At 73.0% G+C, this 16,699-nt stretch carries 12 protein-coding genes; 7 read left to right on the top strand and 5 right to left on the bottom strand.

Annotated elements, in window-relative coordinates; genetic code table 11:
• Positions 1 to 17 precede the first annotated feature (17 nt).
• On the top strand, positions 18 to 2,477 hold the full coding sequence (locus DEI84_RS00135) for an ATP-dependent helicase (protein ID WP_110889244.1): 2,460 nt from the start codon (positions 18 to 20) through the stop codon (positions 2,475 to 2,477).
• Between the two features lie 8 nt (positions 2,478 to 2,485).
• Here DEI84_RS00135 and DEI84_RS00130 read toward each other — a convergent pair whose 3' ends face one another.
• Positions 2,486 to 2,989 (bottom strand): GNAT family N-acetyltransferase, encoded by a 504-nt coding sequence (locus DEI84_RS00130; RefSeq protein WP_110889243.1) that lies wholly within the window; start codon positions 2,987 to 2,989, stop codon positions 2,486 to 2,488.
• A 115-nt stretch (positions 2,990 to 3,104) separates the two neighbouring features.
• Here DEI84_RS00130 and DEI84_RS00125 point away from each other — a divergent pair, with 115 nt between their 5' ends.
• The 3 genes from DEI84_RS00125 to DEI84_RS00115 are packed head-to-tail and all read left to right on the top strand — an operon-like array spanning position 3,105 to position 8,352.
• A complete protein-coding gene (locus DEI84_RS00125; RefSeq protein WP_110889242.1) occupies positions 3,105 to 4,640 on the top strand; it encodes a pyridoxal-dependent decarboxylase in 1,536 nt (511 codons plus the stop codon).
• A complete protein-coding gene (locus tag DEI84_RS00120; RefSeq protein ID WP_110889241.1) occupies positions 4,637 to 6,001 on the top strand; it encodes a lysine N(6)-hydroxylase/L-ornithine N(5)-oxygenase family protein in 1,365 nt (454 codons plus the stop codon). The genes DEI84_RS00125 and DEI84_RS00120 overlap by 4 nt, the downstream gene beginning before the upstream one ends.
• A complete protein-coding gene (locus DEI84_RS00115; RefSeq protein WP_110889240.1) occupies positions 5,998 to 8,352 on the top strand; it encodes a GNAT family N-acetyltransferase in 2,355 nt (784 codons plus the stop codon). The genes DEI84_RS00120 and DEI84_RS00115 overlap by 4 nt, the downstream gene beginning before the upstream one ends.
• Before the next feature lie 69 nt (positions 8,353 to 8,421).
• Here DEI84_RS00115 and DEI84_RS00110 read toward each other — a convergent pair whose 3' ends face one another.
• The 4 genes from DEI84_RS00110 to DEI84_RS00095 form a co-directional block, all read right to left on the bottom strand.
• Positions 8,422 to 9,057 (bottom strand): pyridoxal 5'-phosphate synthase, encoded by a 636-nt coding sequence (locus DEI84_RS00110; RefSeq protein WP_110889239.1) that lies wholly within the window; start codon positions 9,055 to 9,057, stop codon positions 8,422 to 8,424.
• 64 nt (positions 9,058 to 9,121) lie between these two features.
• A complete protein-coding gene (locus tag DEI84_RS00105) occupies positions 9,122 to 9,940 on the bottom strand; it encodes an oxygenase MpaB family protein (protein WP_181420289.1) in 819 nt (272 codons plus the stop codon).
• Positions 9,941 to 9,977: 37 nt separating this feature from the next.
• Complete coding sequence (locus tag DEI84_RS15525) at positions 9,978 to 10,283, bottom strand: hypothetical protein (protein ID WP_181420288.1); 306 nt, start codon at positions 10,281 to 10,283, stop codon at positions 9,978 to 9,980.
• Positions 10,284 to 10,584: 301 nt separating this feature from the next.
• Positions 10,585 to 12,216, bottom strand: a complete 1,632-nt coding sequence (locus DEI84_RS00095; protein WP_110889237.1) for a RecQ family ATP-dependent DNA helicase — start codon at positions 12,214 to 12,216, stop codon at positions 10,585 to 10,587.
• A gap of 231 nt (positions 12,217 to 12,447) precedes the next feature.
• Here DEI84_RS00095 and sucC point away from each other — a divergent pair, with 231 nt between their 5' ends.
• The 3 genes from sucC to DEI84_RS00080 all read left to right on the top strand — a co-directional run bounded on the left by sucC (position 12,448) and on the right by DEI84_RS00080 (position 16,698).
• Positions 12,448 to 13,617, top strand: a complete 1,170-nt coding sequence (gene sucC / locus DEI84_RS00090) for an ADP-forming succinate--CoA ligase subunit beta (protein ID WP_110889236.1) — start codon at positions 12,448 to 12,450, stop codon at positions 13,615 to 13,617.
• Between the two features lie 14 nt (positions 13,618 to 13,631).
• Positions 13,632 to 14,519 carry a succinate--CoA ligase subunit alpha gene (gene sucD, locus DEI84_RS00085; protein WP_110824176.1) on the top strand — a complete coding sequence of 296 codons (888 nt, stop codon included), beginning with the start codon at positions 13,632 to 13,634 and terminating at the stop codon, positions 14,517 to 14,519.
• 88 nt (positions 14,520 to 14,607) lie between these two features.
• On the top strand, positions 14,608 to 16,698 hold the full coding sequence (locus DEI84_RS00080; protein ID WP_110889235.1) for a DUF6350 family protein: 2,091 nt from the start codon (positions 14,608 to 14,610) through the stop codon (positions 16,696 to 16,698).
• Position 16,699 lies beyond the last annotated feature (1 nt).

Raw genomic sequence — 16,699 nt, 5'->3', positions numbered from 1 at the left:
CCTAGACTGTCCCGGACATGACGATCGTGCTCGACCCCTCCGACTCGACGCCCGGCCGTACGCACGGTCCCGGCGCGGGTGACCGTGCGTACGAGGACCCGTTCACCGCGGGCCTGAACCCCCAGCAGAAGGAAGCCGTCGAGTACCGCGGCGAGTCCCTGCTCATCGTGGCCGGTGCCGGTTCGGGCAAGACGAGCGTGCTCACTCGACGCATCGCGCTCCTGCTGGCCAACCGCGAGGCCTGGCCGTCCCAGATCCTCGCGATCACGTTCACGAACAAGGCCGCGGCCGAGATGCGCGAGCGGGTGCAGGCCCTGGTCGGGCAGGCCGCCGAGGGCATGTGGATCTCGACCTTCCACTCGGCATGCGTGCGGATCCTCCGGCGCGAGGCCGAGCGGTTCGGGTTCCCGCAGTCGTTCACCATCTACGACTCGGCCGACTCCCGGGCGCTGCTCAAGCGGATCATCAAGGACCTCGAAGCGGACACGCTCGGGCTGACCGTCGGGGCGGCGGCGTCGAAGATCTCGAAGCTCAAGAACGAGCTGCAGGACATCGACACCTACGCGCGCAACATCAACACGGACGACCCGCAAGAGGTCATGTTCACCGAGGTGTTCCGGCGGTACACGAGCGAGCTCCGCCGGGCGAACGCGTTCGACTTCGACGACCTCATCGGGCAGACCGTGTTCCTGTTCCGCGCGTTCCCCGAGATCGCCGCGCTCTACCAGCGCCGCTTCCGGTACGTCCTGGTCGACGAGTACCAGGACACGAACCACGCGCAGTACGCGCTCATCCGCGAACTCACCCGTCCCGTGCCCGTGGAGCAGGTCGACAAGCTCGAGGACGCCGGGCAGCACGTCGAGCGGATGCGGGAGACCGACGGGTCGATGGCGCCGGCGTCGCTCACGGTCGTGGGTGACTCCGACCAGTCGATCTACGCCTTCCGCGGCGCGGACATCCGCAACATCGTCGAGTTCGAGCGGGACTTCCCGAACTCGAAGGTGATCCTGCTCGAGCAGAACTACCGATCGACGCAGAACATCCTCGACGCCGCGAACGCGGTCATCGCGAACAACTTCGACCGGCAGGCGAAGAACCTGTTCACGGACGTGGGTGCCGGCGAGAAGATCGTCGGCTTCACCGGGTACACCGGGCACGACGAGGCGCAGTTCGTCGCGGACGAGATCCAGCGTCTGCACGAGGACGGCATGGACTACCGCGACATGGCGGTGTTCTACCGGACGAACTCGCAGACGCGTGCGCTCGAGGAGATCTTCATCCGCGCCGCGATCCCGTACCGGGTGCTCGGCGGCACGAAGTTCTACGAGCGCGCCGAGATCAAGGACGCGATGGCGTACCTGATCACGGTCGCCAACCCGGCGGACCCGCTGTCGCTCCGACGCATCCTCAACGTGCCGAAGCGCGGCATCGGCGCCGTCACCGAGACCGCCCTGCAGCGGTACGCCGACGAGCACGAGGTCTCGATGCGCGAGGCCCTGCGGCACGCGGACGAGCTCGGGTTCGGACCGAAGGTGCGCACCGCGATCACCTCGTTCGCCGGGCTCCTCGACGAGGTCGCCGCCAAGGCCGCGGACCAGCCGGTGGTCGACACCCTCACCCAGCTGCTCGACGGCTCGGGGCTGCTCGAACAGCTCCGGAAGTCGCCGGACGCGCAGGACGCCGCCCGTGCCGACAACATCGACGAACTCGTCGCCGTGACCCGGGAGTTCCAGAAGAACAACCCCGAGGGCACGCTCGCCGACTTCCTCACCGAGGTCTCCCTGGTGGCCGCGGCCGACGAACTCGACGACTCCTCCGGCACGGTGTCGCTCATGACGCTGCACACCGCGAAGGGCCTGGAATACGACGCCGTGTTCCTGACCGGTGTGGAGGAAGACCTGCTCCCGCACCGGATGTCGGCGAACGAGCCCGGTGGTCCGTCCGAGGAGCGACGCCTGTTCTACGTGGGCATCACCCGGGCGAAGAAGGTCCTGTTCCTGTCGCTCGCGATGACCCGGGCGCAGTTCGGCGACGTCAACGTGGCGATGCCCTCACGCTTCCTGCAGGAGATCCCCGAGGGGCTCGTCGAGTGGAAGCAGTCACCGGGCATGGCGAACAGTCGCGGCGGCACACAGCCCCGCGCGCTCAACGCCAAGCGCGACGGCGGCTTCGGCGGCGGCACCGGTGGCGGTGGCTACCGGGGCGGTGGCGGCTGGGGCGGCGGGTCCTACGACCGTGCGGCCGCCGCGGCGAAGACGAAGCCGAAGACGGAGTGGGCGAACCGGGTGTCCGGGCAGGTCCGGGACAACGGCGACATGGAGCTGGCTCCGGGCGACCGGATCTCGCACGTCGACTTCGGGCAGGGGACCGTCTCGGCGGTGACCGGTCAGGGTGCGAAGCGGATCGCCGAGATCGCGTTCGACAGCGCGGGGCGGAAGAAGCTGCTCATCAAGATCGCGCCGATCGAGAAGCTCTAGCCGACGCCTCAGCGCACCATCCGGGCGGCGAGGACCGCGTTGTCGCCGAGGCGTTCGGTCTTCGTCGTGCCGTCACGGCGGAACCCGTTCCGCCGGTAGAAGGCCTGCGCCCGGGGGTTGTCGTCGGCGACCCACAGGAACGCCGGTGCGTTGCCGAGGACGGCGTCGAGGAGCAGCTGACCGGCGCCCGACCCGTGCGCCGATGCCAGGACGTAGATGCCGGTGAGCTCGACGTCCCGGATGGCGGGGTCGTCGCGAGCCGGACCCGCGGTGGCCCACCCGACGACGGCTCCGCCGTGCTCGGCGACCGCCACGCTCGTGCCGGCTGCGCTCGCGCCCGCGATCGTCCGCCGCCACCGTGTGGTGCGCGCGACGGGGTCGAGTGACGCGAGGAACGCCGCCGGCAGCAGGTGGGCGTACGCCTCGCGCCAAGCCTGCACGTGCACGTCGGCGATGCCCGGCGCATCCGTGTCGACGGCTGGTCGGACGGTGAGCTGCTGGACGTGCCCCATGCCCCGACCGTACCGGGAGCCCCGGCCCGGACGCACTCGAGGGTCACTCGCGTCCGCAACGCCCGGTGCTCCGGACGGGTGACAGGGGGAGCAGGTGAGGTTAGCCTCACCTAACATGACCCCGCTCGACACGACTCCGCTCGACACGACTCCGCTCGACCTGATCAGTCCCGAGACGGCGCAGCGCTACCGGCAGGCCGTGGGCGCGACCATCGACCGACTCGCCGACCGCATCGCCGTCGCCGAGGTCCCGACGACCGACACCCCCGCGGTGGACCTCCACCAGCGCGTCGCCACGGTCGACCTCGACGGACCGGCACTCGGCACCGAGCGTGCGCTCGCCGAACTCGACGACCTGTTCGTCCGCGAGGCCGTCTGGTTCCACACGCCCGGGTACCTCGCGCACCTCAACTGCCCGGTCGCCCTGCCCGCGGTCGCCGCGGAGGCCGTGCTCGCCGCCGTCAACCCCTCGGTCGACACGTGGGACCAGTCGCGCATCGGGACCGACATCGAGCGGCACGTGGTCGACTGGCTGGCCCGGCGGATCGGCTTCCCGACGGGTGACGGGATCTTCACGTCGGGCGGGTCACAGTCCAACCTGCAGGCCCTCCTCCTGGCGCGGGAGGCCGCGACGGCCGCCCCCGCCAGGGTCGCCGCGTCCGCGACGGCCGCCTCCGCGACGCCCGCCGCCGCCCCCGCGCTCGCCGACCTCGCCGTGTTCGCCACCGCGGAGACGCACTTCAGCGTGCGCAAGTCCGCCCGACTGCTCGGCCTGCCCGACGCCGCGGTCGTCGACGTCGAGACCGACACGTCCGGCCGGATGCTCCCGTCCGCACTGGCTCTCGCGATCGCCGACGGCCGCGCCGACGGTCGCACCCCGATGGCCGTCGTCGTCACGGCCGGCACCACCGACCGCGGGGTGATCGACCCGCTCGCGCCGATCGCGGACGTGTGCGACCTCGAGCGCGTGTGGCTGCACGTCGACGCCGCCTACGGGTGCGGCCTGCTCGTGTCCCCGACGCGACGGCACCTGCTCGACGGCATCGAGCGCGCCCGCAGCGTCACGACCGACCTGCACAAGTCCTTCTTCCAGCCGGTGTCGTCGAGCGTGCTCGTGGTGCGCGACCCGGCGGACCTACGCCGGGCCTCCTGGCACGCGGACTACCTCAACCCGGAGGGCGCGACGGAACCGAACCAGGTCGACAAGTCACTGCAGACCACCCGCCGGTTCGACGCGCTGAAGCTCTGGGCGACGCTCCGCGCCTCCGGAGCGGAGGCGATCGGACGGGCCTTCGACGCCGTCGTCGACCTGGCCGCCGACACGCACACGCTCGTGCAGGCCGACCCGGACCTCGTCCTCGTGGCACCGACGCAGCTGAGCACGGTCCTGTTCCGCTGGCAGCCGGCGGGGGTCACCGACGAGGAGTCGGACGCGATGGTGGCACCGCTCCGCGCGGCGCTCCTGGCCGAGGGACGGGTGCTCATCGCGAAGACCGTGGTCGACGGGCGGCCGTGCAACAAGCTGACCCTGCTCAACCCGGCGACGACGGCGGAGCAGATGCGGGCCTCCCTCGACCACGTGGTGGCCACGGCGGAGCGCCTGCGCGCGGCGTCGACCCGGCCGACCGTGACCGGCGGAGCCGCACGATGACCGCCGTCGACGCGACCGCGACCGCCACGACCCGGGTGCACGACGTCGTCGGCATCGGCATCGGCCCGTTCAACCTCGGGCTGGCCTGCCTGGCCGACCCGATCGACGACCTCGACGCCGTGTTCCTCGACGCGCGTGACGGCTTCGCCTGGCACCACGGCATGATGCTCGACGACGCGACGATCCAGGTGCCGTTCCTCGCCGACCTCGTCACGATGGCGGACCCGACCTCGTCGTTCTCGTTCCTGGCCTGGCTCAAGGAGACCGGTCGGCTCTACCCCTTCTTCATCCGCGAGGACTTCCACCCCCTCCGCAGCGAGTACGACGCCTACTGCCGCTGGGCCGCCGACCGGCTCGACACCCTCCGCTGGGGACGCCGGGTGGTCGCGGTCGAGCACGACGCCGAGCAGGACCTGTTCACCGTGCACGCCGAGACGGCGGACGGCGCGGAGACGTACCGGGCCCGGCACGTCGTGGTCGGCGTCGGGACCGAGCCGTCGGTGCCCGCCGCGCTCCGCGACCTGGACGGCCCGGTGCTGCACTCGGCCGACTACCTGCCGAACCGGGACGCCCTCCGGAGCGCCGGGTCCGTCGCGGTGATCGGCAGCGGCCAGTCCGCCGCCGAGGTCTACCGCGACCTCCTCGAGGGCATCCGCGACGGCGGGTACCGCCTGGACTGGATCACCCGGTCGCCGCGGTTCTTCCCGATGGAGGACACGAAGCTCACCCTCGAGATGACGAGTCCGGAGTACACCGACCACTTCCACGCGCTGCCCGAGCACGTCCGGGACCGCCTCGGCCGCGAGCAACGCGGGCTGTACAAGGGCATCAGCGCGGACCTGGTCGGCGAGGTCTACGACGCGCTGTACCGGATCAGCGCCAGGGGTCCCGTCCCGACGACGCTGCGCACCGAGACGAGCGTCACCGCCGCCGACTGGGACGCCGACCGGGGCGTGTACCGGCTGACGCTCCGGCACGAGCAGCTCGGCGAGACGTACGAGCACGAGGTCGAGCGCCTGGTCCTCGCCACCGGGTACGCGCCGCGGCCGCCGCGGTTCCTCGACCCGGTCGCGCACCTCGTGGCGCGTGACGCCGGCGGCCGACCCGCCGTCGCCCGCGACCACCACGTGGACACCCTCGGCGGTCGGATCTGGGTGCAGAACGCCGAGGAGCACACGCACGGCCTGACCGCACCGGACCTCGGCATGGGGGCGTGGCGGAACGCGTCGATCATCCGGTCCGTCACGGGGCGCGAGGTCTACGGCCTGGAGGCCCGGATCGCCTTCCAGGAGTTCGGTCTGCCCGCCTCGGTCCGCGCCGAGCGCGCCGAGCGCGGCGAGCGCGCGGAGGTGCGCGCATGAGCGCGGTCCAGCACGACCGGACCGGTCTGGCGGAGGTGCTGCCGGGCCTCCTGTCCGTGGTGCCGGTGAACCCGGAGCGGGACACCGCCCGCGTGCAGTCGTGGCTCGCGGCTCCGCCGTCGTCGTGGTGGGGCATGCAGCACGTCGACGTCGACGGCGTGCGGACGTACCTGACCGCGGTGCAGGCCGACCCGGCGCAGGACGGCTGGCTCGTCCTGCGCGACGGGGTGCCGTGCGCGTACGCCGAGACCTACGACCCGGCGACGGTCCTGCTCGTCGACGTCTGGGACGCACGTCCCGGTGACGTCGGCATGCACCTGCTCGTCGCCCCGCCTCCCGTGGCAGGGCGGGTGCACGGACTCACCAGTGCCGTGATGCGCGCCGTGGTCGAGCACTGCCGGGACGCCCTCGGTGCCCGGCGCGTGGTCGTCGAGCCGGACGTGCGGAACAGCGCGGTGCAGGCGAAGAACGCCGAGGTCGGGTTCCGGGCGCTCCGCGAGGTCGACCTGGACGGCAAGCGCGCGCTGCTCTCGGTGCTCGACACCGCATCGATCGGCGTGCCCGACGACGACGGCCCGGCCGCGCACCTCCGGCCCGAGCACCTGGCGGTCGCGCAACGACACCTGGTGGCGAAGGCCGTGGCGGAGTTCACACACGAGCGACTCGTCACACCGCGACCGGACGGCGACGGGTGGCTGCTCGACACCGGCGGCTCGCGCTACCGCTTCCGGGCACGGCAGCACCAGCTCGAGCACTGGTCCGTCGACGAGCGCACCCTGACGCGGGAGTCCGCCTCGGCCGACCCCGTGCCGCTGCCGCTCGACGCGCAGGACCTCGTGCTGGAACTGCGCGACGTGCTCGGGATCCCGGACGCCCTGCTCGGCACGTACCTGGAGGAGGTGGCCTCGACGCTCGCGAGCGCGGCCGCCAAGCACCGCCGCGGAGGTCCGTCGGCCCGACAGCTCGCCCGCGGCCGACGGGACGGGGACGTCGTCGCCTCGTTCCAGGACGTCGAGGCGGCGATGACCGAGGGGCACCCGGCGTTCGTCGCCGCGAACGGGCGGATCGGGTTCGGCCTGGACGAGTACCGGGCGTACGCACCGGAGTCCGGCGGCCGCTTCCGCATCCGGTGGCTCGCCGCCCGTCGGGCGCACACCTCCCTGGCGCTCGCCGAGGACCGGACCGAGGCGGAGCACTGGGCCGCGGAACTCGGGGCCGACACGGTCGCCGAGCACCGCCGGACGCTCACCCGACGCGGCCTGGACCCCGACGACTACGTCTGGCTGCCGGTGCACCCCTGGCAGTGGCAGCACCGCATCGCCGTGACGTTCGCGCCCGACCTCGGCCGGCAGGACCTCGTCGACCTCGGGGAGGGTCGGGACCTGTTCCAGCCGCAGCAGTCCATCCGCACCGCCTTCGACCGCAGCCACCCCGAGCGCTCGTACGTGAAGACGGCGCTCGCGGTGCAGAACATGGGGTTCCTGCGGGGCATGTCCCCGGCGTACATGCGCTCGACCCCAGCGGTGAACGACTGGGTCGCGTCGCTCGTGGCGGCCGACACCACCCTGCGGGACGCCGGGTTCCGGGTGCTGCGCGAACACGCGGCGATCGGGTACACCGGCGACGCGTACCACCGGGTGGACGTCGCCTCGCCGCAGCGGAAGATGATCGCGGCGCTGTGGCGGGAGAGCCCGGTGCCCAGGACGGCTCCCGGGGAGCAGCTCATGACGATGGCGGCACTGCTGCACCGGGACGCCGACGGGCGTGCGGTCGCCGCCGAGCTCGTGCGTACCTCGGGGCTGGACGCGGCGACGTGGGTGCGGCGCTTCCTCGACGCGTACCTGCGGCCGGTCGTGCACTGCCTGACCGTGCACGACCTGGCGTTCATGCCGCACGGCGAGAACCTGGTGCTCGTCCTGCGCGACGGGGCCGTGACCGGCGCGTTCATGAAGGACATCGGCGAGGAGGTCGTGGTCCTCGGGGAGCACGACGACCGTCCGGTGCCCGAGGACATCCGCCGCATCGTGCACCCGGTCGACGACGACGAGGCGGCGCTCGCCGTGTTCACCGACGTGTTCGACGGGGTGCTGCGCTTCCTGGCAGCGGTCCTCGACGACGACGGGGTCCTGCCCGGGGACGTCTTCTGGCGGCTCGTCGGCGGGTGCGTCGACCGGCACGCGGCGGAGCACCCGGACCGTCGGCGTCCGCTCGACCTGCGGGTGCCGACGTTCGAGCACTCCTGCCTGAACCGGCTGCAGCTGCGCAACACGCTCGCGATGGTCGACCTGGCGGACCAGTCGTCCTCGCTCATCCGGGCGGGGGCGATGTCGAACCCCATCGGGCGGGGCTGACCCGCCCCGTCGCCGCACGCTCGCGACCCATCGGCGGTTGCCGGGGCGGGGCGCCTCTGGCGCGCGGCGCTACGGCTGGAGGCGGGTCGCCGACCAGGCGCCGTGGGCGTGCGCGTACTGCAGGCGGCGGTGCATCCGGTCGCGGCTGCCGTGCCAGAACTCGACGAGGTCCGGCTCGAGCCGCCACGCGACCCACCCCGCCGGGCGCGGCACGTCGTCGTCGGACTCGTCGAGGAGCACGTTCGCGTCGTCGATCAGGTCCTGCAACGTCCGGGGCTCGAGCACCGCGGACTGGTCGGCGACGGCCGTGGCGGCGCGCGACTTCGGCGACCGGTCGGCGAAGAGCGCGTCGGACTCCGCGTCGGAGAGCTGCACGGCGCGGCCCTCGAAGCGGAGCTGCTGCATCGTCTCGCGCCAGTACACCTGCAGGGCGGCGTGCGGGTTCTCCGCGAGCTGCCGTCCCTTCGGGCTGAGCGTCGAGGTGCCGAACACCAGGCCGCGGTCGTCGATCCGCTTGACGTCGACCGTCCGGGCACCGACGCGGCCGTCCGCACCGGCGGTGGCCAGCGTCATCGAGAGCGGCTCGGACACCTCGTGCTCGCCGGCCTGGTCGAGCCAGGTGCGGGCGAGGTCGAGCGGGTCTGCGGGCGGCGCGTCGAACTCGGGCAGGAGCAGGGAGTCGTCACCGGACAGGGAGGAGGACATGGCCCCACTCAACCGTGGTCGGCGCGGGGACGTCCAGGCTCGCGGGGGACGGACACCCGATCACTCAGTGGTGCGCGTGCCGGGCCGCGGTGCGGTGCATCCCGCGCAGCAGGAGGGCCCGCGGCAGGCGCAGCAGGGGTCCGGGCACGACGGCGCGCGCCGCCCGGATGCCGGCGAGGGTGCGTCGCCAGCGTCGTTCCTCGCGGGGTCCCCACGCGAAGCCGTAGTCGTCGCGCACGGCGTCCGGCAGCATGCCGACGGTGACGATCCGCACGAGGGGCATCGCGGAACGGACCCAGAGCGGTGCCGCCCGAGGGTGCAGGAGGTCCCGGACGACACTGCGGGCGTCGTCCGTCACCCGGAGGGTCCCGAGCGTGTCGGCCCAGTACGCCTCGAACGCGGCGACCGACGTCGGCCAGCGGTCCGCTGGCACCCGGAGCGCGGTGGCGATCGGCGCGTAGGCCCGGAGGACCGCCTCCGCCCGCTCGGCGTCGACCGGGGTGCCGAGCAACCGGTGGGTCCGGATCGCGGAGTCGTACAGCGTCGCGGCCACCCACAGCTGTCGGTCGACCTCGTTCGCTCCCGCGACCGGCCGGTGCGCGTGCTCGACGAACGACCGCGCCACGGCGGCGTCCCGCGCGGTGCCGGTCACCACCGCGTACACGTACATGAGGGTGTGGGCCAGCCGCTGCTGCGGTCGCTCCGCGAAGTCGGAGTGCCGACGAACGCCCGCGGCGACGACCGGGTCGGCGATCTGCAGCAGGATCGCGCGGCCGCCCGCGATGACCGGCGTGCTGTCGGCGATGAAGCGGCGGAGCGCGCGGTCCCGGTGGCCGGGCCGGTCGCGGTCGTGACCAGGGGACGGACGGGAGCGGCCGCGCACGTCGTGCTCCGGGCCTCCCGTCCGTCGACCGGTCACGTCAGAGGGGCTTCGTGCCCAGGTCGCCGCCGAGGTCCGGACGGTCGTCGCCGTGCTCCCAGAGGTCCGGCGAGCCCTCGCGCGGCGCCCCGCCGGTCGGGCCGTCGTCGGTGCCGTCGCCGAGCTGCGGCTCGACGGTCTCGCCGGCGACCGCGTCGTTCGTCACGGTCTCGAGCGCCTCCTCGGCGTCGTCGGTCTCGTACGCGCCGACGTACTCGCGGTCCACGTCGTCGGCGCGGCCCTCGTCGGCGGAGTCGCTGACGCCGTCGCTGAACTCGTCGCCTGGGGTGATGCCGGGGTCGGACATGTGTCGCTCCTGTCGATCGTGTGGCGTGCTCGTGCGGTGGTGCCCGTCGTGCGCCGACGCGGCCCCACCGCTCCTTGCTACCCGGGTGCCGGTGGGAACGTCCGTGGCGCCCGGGGGACGGCCGGTCGCACCCAGGCGGACAGCGGCCGCGCGGGTCGGCTTCGCCCGCCGTTCACCTGGGGGACACCGCGAGGTCACCCCCGCGGTGTCTACTGCGTGTGCTCGGGGGAGTGGAGCGCGGTCGCCGACGGGTGGTCGAGCGACCGCGCCTTCCCCCGCCGCACCGTCCGGCGCACGTGCCTCAGACGCGCTCGAGCAGGTGTCGTTCCGTCACGTCGGCGAGGGCCAGCGTCCGGTACCCGGCGGACTCGAAGAACACCGTCAGCCGGTCGTCCTCGGTGCTCATGACCGTGCCGCGGCCCCACTCGGCGTGCTCGACCGGCGCGTCCGGCGGCCACTCGGCGTCGTGCGACCCGTCCGCCCCGTGCGCATCCGTGTCGGTCGCGGTGCCCGCGGAGCACGTGTCGCAGTTGCCGCACGGCTCGGGGAGTTCGTCGCCGAAGTACCCGAGCAGGAACTGCCGACGGCAGCCGGTCGTCTCGGCGAAACGGCGCATCATCTCGATGCGCGACTCCTCCACCCGCTCCCGCTCCTTCGCGTGCGCCTTGGCGAGCTCGACCGCGGCGTCCGCGTCGGCGGGGCCGTCCGGGACACGGCGGAGTCCGTCGGCGGCGTCGGACAGCGCGCCGGCGTCCACCAGGGCGTTGGCGACGCGGGAGGCGGTGCGGGCGGCGAGTCCGGAACGCTCGGCGACCTCCGACCGGGGCAGGACCCCGTCCTCGGGAACCGCGTCGAAGACCGCCCGGAGCGACGCGGGCCGGGGCGATCCGGAGGCGAAGAACCGGCGGAGCCCGAGGTCCTCGGAGCGGTAGTGCAGTGTCGTGAGGCCGACGTCGCCGTCCCGTCCGGCCCGGCCGACCTCCTGGTAGTAGGCGTCGACGGACTCGGGGACGTCGGCGTGCACGACGAAGCGCACGTCCGGCTTGTCGATGCCCATGCCGAAGGCGCTGGTCGCGACGACGACGTCGAGGGCGCCCTCGAGGAACTCGTGGTGCACGTGTTCACGGTCCCGCACGCGCAGGCCCGCGTGGTAGGCCTTGGCGCGGCGACCGCTCTCGACGAGTTCGTCCGCGTAGAGCATGGTCTCGGCACGGGTGGCGACGTACACGATCCCCGCGCCCTCGAGCCCGACCACCTGGGCGACGACCGCGTCACGCTTCTCGTCGGCGTCACTGTGCCGCTGGACCTCGAAGCGCAGGTTCGGGCGGTCGAAGCCCGTCGCGACGACGAGCGGGTCGCGCATCCCGAGCCGCTCGACGATCTCGTTGCGCACGGGAGTCGAACCGGTCGCCGTCATCGCGAGCACCGGAGGACGTCCGAGCCGCTCGATGACCTCGCCGAGCACCAGGTAGTCCGGGCGGAAGTCATGGCCCCAGCTCGAGACGCAGTGCGCCTCGTCGACCGTGACCAGCGCGACCCCGGCCTCCCGCAGCCGGTCGACGACCTCGTCCTTGGCGAGCTGCTCCGGGGCGAGGAAGACGTAGCGGGCCGCCCCGGACGCGACGGCGTCCCACGCGTCCTCGAGCTCGCGGTGCGCCCGGGTCGCGTTGATCGTCACCGCGCGGGGTGCGTCCGGGTGGTCCTCGATCCCCACGACCTGGTCCTCCTGCAGGGCCACGAGGGGCGAGACCACGACGACGGGGCCGTCCAGTGCGAGGGCGGCGACCTGGTAGATCGCGGACTTGCCGGAACCGGTCGGCATGAGGGCGAGGGCGTCACGGCCCTCGAGGACGGCGTCGACCACGGTCTCCTGCGCGTCGCGGAGTTCCCAACCGAAGACCTCGGCGGTACGGGTACGGAGTTCGTTCTGCACCCGATCGACGGTGCACGATCCGGCCTGGTCGGTCGCCCGGAGACGGCGTACCCCGGACGACAGGGGCCGGCGGCGGCGCGGGGCAGCGCGTTCTCCACCGGGGCACCGCGCGTCCACCTGCCAGCGCTAGGCTCGGTCGCGGCCGTTGTCTCGACATCGAGCGACCCTCGATGTGGAGGCGCGACCGGACACCGATGCCGATCGCACGAACCGTGCGGGAAGAAGAACAGCGTGGATCTTTTCGAGTACCAGGCCAGGGACCTCTTCGAGTCCTACGGCGTCCCCGTCCTCCAGGGGATCATCGCCGACACCCCCGAGCAGGCGAAGGCGGCTGCCGAGCAGATCGGCGGCGTCGTGGTCGTCAAGGCGCAGGTGAAGGTCGGTGGCCGTGGCAAGGCCGGCGGCGTCAAGGTCGCGAAGACCCCGGACGAGGCGTTCGAGCACGCGCAGGCGATCCTCGGCCTCGACATCAAGGGCCACACCGTGCAGCGCGTCATGGTCGCGCAGGGTGCGGACATCGCCGAGGAGTTCTACTTCTCGGTGCTGCTCGACCGGGCGAACCGCTCCTACCTGTCGCTCACCAGCGTCGAGGGCGGCATGGAGATCGAGCAGCTCGCGGTGGAGAAGCCCGAGGCGCTCGCCCGGGTCGAGGTGAACCCGCTCACGGGCATCAACAAGGAGGCCGCGCTCGACATCGCGCGTCAGGCGAACTTCCCATCCGAGCTCCAGGACCAGGTCGCGGACGTCTTCGTGAAGCTCTACGACGTCTTCGCGGGCGAGGACGCCACCCTCGTCGAGGTGAACCCGCTCGTCCGCACCGGCGACGGGCAGATCCTGGCGCTCGACGGCAAGGTCTCCCTCGACGAGAACGCCGACTTCCGCCACGAGGGGCACGCGCAGCTCGAGGACACCGCGAGCGAGGACCCGCTCGAGGCCAAGGCGAAGCAGCACGGCCTCAACTACGTGAAGCTCGACGGCCAGGTCGGCGTCATCGGCAACGGCGCCGGGCTCGTCATGTCGACGCTCGACGTCGTCGCCTACGCCGGTGAGCGTCACGGTGGTGTGAAGCCCGCGAACTTCCTCGACATCGGCGGCGGTGCCTCGGCCGAGGTGATGGCCAACGGCCTCGACGTCATCCTCGGCGACCCGCAGGTGAAGAGCGTCTTCGTGAACGTCTTCGGCGGCATCACCGCCTGCGACGCCGTCGCGAACGGCATCGTCGCCGCGCTCGGCATCCTCGGCGACGCGGCCACCAAGCCGCTCGTCGTCCGCCTCGACGGCAACAACGTGGACGAGGGCCGACGGATCCTGGCGGAGGCAGCGCACCCGCTCGTCACCGTCGCCGCGACCATGGACGATGCGGCCGAGAAGGCCGCCGAGCTCGCCGCGGCCGCGGCGTAAGGAGCACCAGAGCAATGTCGATCTTCCTCAACAAGGACTCCAAGGTCATCGTCCAGGGCATCACGGGCGGTGAGGGCACGAAGCACACCGCCCTCATGCTCAAGGCCGGGACGCAGGTCGTCGGCGGTGTCAACGCCCGCAAGGCCGGCACGACCGTCACGCACGGCGACGTCGAGCTCCCCGTCTTCGGCTCGGTGCGCGAGGCCATCGACACCACCGGTGCCGACGTCTCGATCGTCTTCGTCCCGCCGGCGTTCGCGAAGGACGCTGTGATGGAGGCCGTCGACGCCGAGATCCCCCTCGTCGTCGTCATCACCGAGGGCATCCCGGTGCAGGACGCCGCGGTGTTCTGGGCGCACGCGAAGGCGCTCGGTGGGAAGACCCGGATCATCGGGCCGAACTGCCCCGGCATCATCACCCCGGGGGAGTCGCTCGTCGGCATCACCCCGGCGACGATCACCGGCAAGGGCCCGATCGGCCTCGTCTCGAAGTCCGGCACCCTGACCTACCAGATGATGTACGAGCTGCGTGACCTGGGCTTCTCGACGGCCATCGGCATCGGCGGCGACCCGGTCATCGGGACGACGCACATCGACGCGCTCGCCGCGTTCGAGGCCGACCCGGAGACCGAGGCCATCGTGATGATCGGTGAGATCGGCGGCGACGCCGAGGAGCGCGCCGCTGACTACATCAAGGCCAACGTCACGAAGCCGGTCGTCGGGTACGTCGCGGGCTTCACGGCGCCGGAGGGCAAGACGATGGGCCACGCCGGCGCGATCGTGTCCGGTTCCGCCGGCACCGCCGAGGCGAAGAAGCAGGCGCTCGAGGCGGCCGGCGTCAAGGTCGGCAAGACGCCGTCCGAGACGGCCGCGCTGCTGCGCGAGGTCATCGCCGCGCGCTGACGCGCGCTCCTGTCGGACGGGAGGCTCGGTGCGGGACCCGCGCCGAGCCTCCCGTCCTGCGCGGGGTCGGGCACGTATCCTCGCTGCGATGAACCGCCTCGGAACCGCCCTCCTCGCCGTGATCGAAGCGATCGTGACGGTCGGCGTCGGCGTGGGCGTCGCCCTCGTGCCGCTCACCCTGCTGTGGGCGTTCGAGTACGGACTCCAGGTCGACTGGAGCGTCTTCTGGACCGCGGCGGGCAACGTCTGGCTCATCGGTCACGGCGTGGACGTCACGTTCACGCTCGGCTCCGCGGCGGCGGAGGCCACCGGTCTTCCCGGGGCGTCCGCACCGATCGTCGTCACCCTCGCGGCCCTCGGGTTCGCCGTCGTCACGGCGTGGCTCGGCGGCCGGGCCGGACGCCGGTTCGCCGAGACGGAGCACCGCGTCACCGGGGTCCTGGTCGGCACCGCGGCGGTCGCCGCCCTCGGCCTGCTGGTCGCCCTCACCGCGACCACGAGCGCCACCCACCCGGTGATCTGGCAGGCCGTCGTGCTGCCCGCGCTCTGGTTCGGCGTCCCGGCCGTCGTCACGGCCGAGGTCTGCCGGCGTCGGCGTGGCCAGGCGGCCGATCCGCTGACCCTCCGGGTGGTGGACCTGGTCGGCCGCATCCCGGCGCTCTGGCGCGGCGTCGTCGGCTTCGGTCTGCGCGCCGGCACCGTCGCGACCGCGTGCGTCGTGGCGGTCGCCGGCATCCTGGTCGGGTTCGCGCTCCTCGGCTCCTTCGCCGAGGTCATCACGCTCTACGAACGGTCGCACGCCGGTGTCGTCGGCGGCATCGCCATGACCGTCGGCCAGCTCGCGTTCGTCCCGGACCTGGTCGGGTGGGCCACGGCGTGGCTCGTCGGCCCGGGCTTCGCGATCGGCGCCGGATCGTCGGTGTCGCCCCTCGGGACGGTGCTCGGCCCGCTCCCGGCCGTGCCGCTGCTCGGGGCGCTGCCGACGTCGGGACACACGTTCGGCCTGGTCTGGATCCTGGTGCCCGTCGTGGCGGGCTTCGTCACCGGTGGACTGCTGCGTCCGCGGCTCGTCCGTGCGCTCGGGTCCGCCGACTCGGCCCTGTACCGGGCGCTCGGCGGAGTCGTGACCGGGCTGGTCGCCGGTGTCCTGACCGGTGTCGTCACCGGGCTCACCGCGGGGTCGGCGGGGCCGGGGCGCCTGGCCGTCGTCGGCCCGGACGCCCTGGTGGTCGGTGCCGTCGCCGCACTCGAGGTCGGTGTCCCCGCGATCATCGCGCTCGCGATCGGCAGTGACCTGGTGCGCCTGCCGGAGCGCTCCTGGATCGGTGAGCGCTGGCACGAGGTCGAGGACGACGTCGCCACCGCGGACGCGAGCGCCGACCACGGGTCGCTCATCGCTGCCCTCGACCACGCGGGCGCCGGCCGGACCACCGACGTGCACCGGTTCTCGGTGGACGAGGTGCACGACCCGGTGACGCACGCCAGCACGGACTCGCATGCCAGCACGGACTCGGGTGCAGCTCCCCGCGCGAGCGCCGACCTCGACCGTGGCGGCGAGACGCTGACGTCCGACCGTGTGGCGGGCGACGACCAGCCCGGACGCGGCGACGACCGGCCCGGACGCGGTGCGGACGGGGCGGAGCACGGCCGGGATGACACGGGCCTCCCGGCTGCGCCGGACGCGGCGCCGTCCCAGACCGAGGCCGCGCACGCCGAGGCCACCGACGTCGACCTGCCGGACTGGGCGCGGACGGACGCTGTCGCATCCGAGCGTCTGGACGACCACGCGGGCGCTGCCGCCGGGCCGCGCACGCGAGCCGGCGGAGCCGTCGACAGCGTCCGGGCACGCCTCCGTGCCGCTGCCACCGGTGCCCGCGACCGGGCCGGGGACCTGCGGGAGCGGGCCGGAGACCTGCGGCACCGGCCAGGCAGCGCTGTCCCGCCAGCGGCCGACGCTGAACCTGCCCGGTCGGGGGCCACGGCCCCCGTCGGGCCGCGGACCGACGAGCAGCCGGCCTTCCCCTGGAGCACGGAGGAGTTCGTCGCGGGGCGGGACGACGTGGACCCGGAGCCCCCCGCGCGTCCGGCGCCCCGTGCGGCGACCTGGGACACGACCGACCAGATCCCCGAGGACGAGTTGCCGTGGTGGCGGAGGCCGAAGGGCGACACCGACGCCTGAG

This window comes from Curtobacterium sp. MCBD17_023, from assembly GCF_003224415.1.
Lineage (GTDB): Bacteria > Actinomycetota > Actinomycetes > Actinomycetales > Microbacteriaceae > Curtobacterium.
Note: the sequence above shows the minus strand (reverse complement) of the source record. Positions and strands in the feature narration are given on the sequence as shown.

What these genes read in the sequence shown, in the direction of transcription:
- DEI84_RS00135 (WP_110889244.1), top strand. Translation starts at nt 18, where the DNA reads ATGACGATCGTGCTCGACCCCTCCGACTCGACGCCCGGCCGTACGCAC.
- DEI84_RS00130 (WP_110889243.1), bottom strand. Translation starts at nt 2,989, where the DNA reads ATGGGGCACGTCCAGCAGCTCACCGTCCGACCAGCCGTCGACACGGAT.
- DEI84_RS00125 (WP_110889242.1), top strand. Translation starts at nt 3,105, where the DNA reads ATGACCCCGCTCGACACGACTCCGCTCGACACGACTCCGCTCGACCTG.
- DEI84_RS00120 (WP_110889241.1), top strand. Translation starts at nt 4,637, where the DNA reads ATGACCGCCGTCGACGCGACCGCGACCGCCACGACCCGGGTGCACGAC.
- DEI84_RS00115 (WP_110889240.1), top strand. Translation starts at nt 5,998, where the DNA reads ATGAGCGCGGTCCAGCACGACCGGACCGGTCTGGCGGAGGTGCTGCCG.
- DEI84_RS00110 (WP_110889239.1), bottom strand. Translation starts at nt 9,057, where the DNA reads ATGTCCTCCTCCCTGTCCGGTGACGACTCCCTGCTCCTGCCCGAGTTC.
- DEI84_RS15525 (WP_181420288.1), bottom strand. Translation starts at nt 10,283, where the DNA reads ATGTCCGACCCCGGCATCACCCCAGGCGACGAGTTCAGCGACGGCGTC.
- sucD (WP_110824176.1), top strand. Translation starts at nt 13,632, where the DNA reads ATGTCGATCTTCCTCAACAAGGACTCCAAGGTCATCGTCCAGGGCATC.
- DEI84_RS00080 (WP_110889235.1), top strand. Translation starts at nt 14,608, where the DNA reads ATGAACCGCCTCGGAACCGCCCTCCTCGCCGTGATCGAAGCGATCGTG.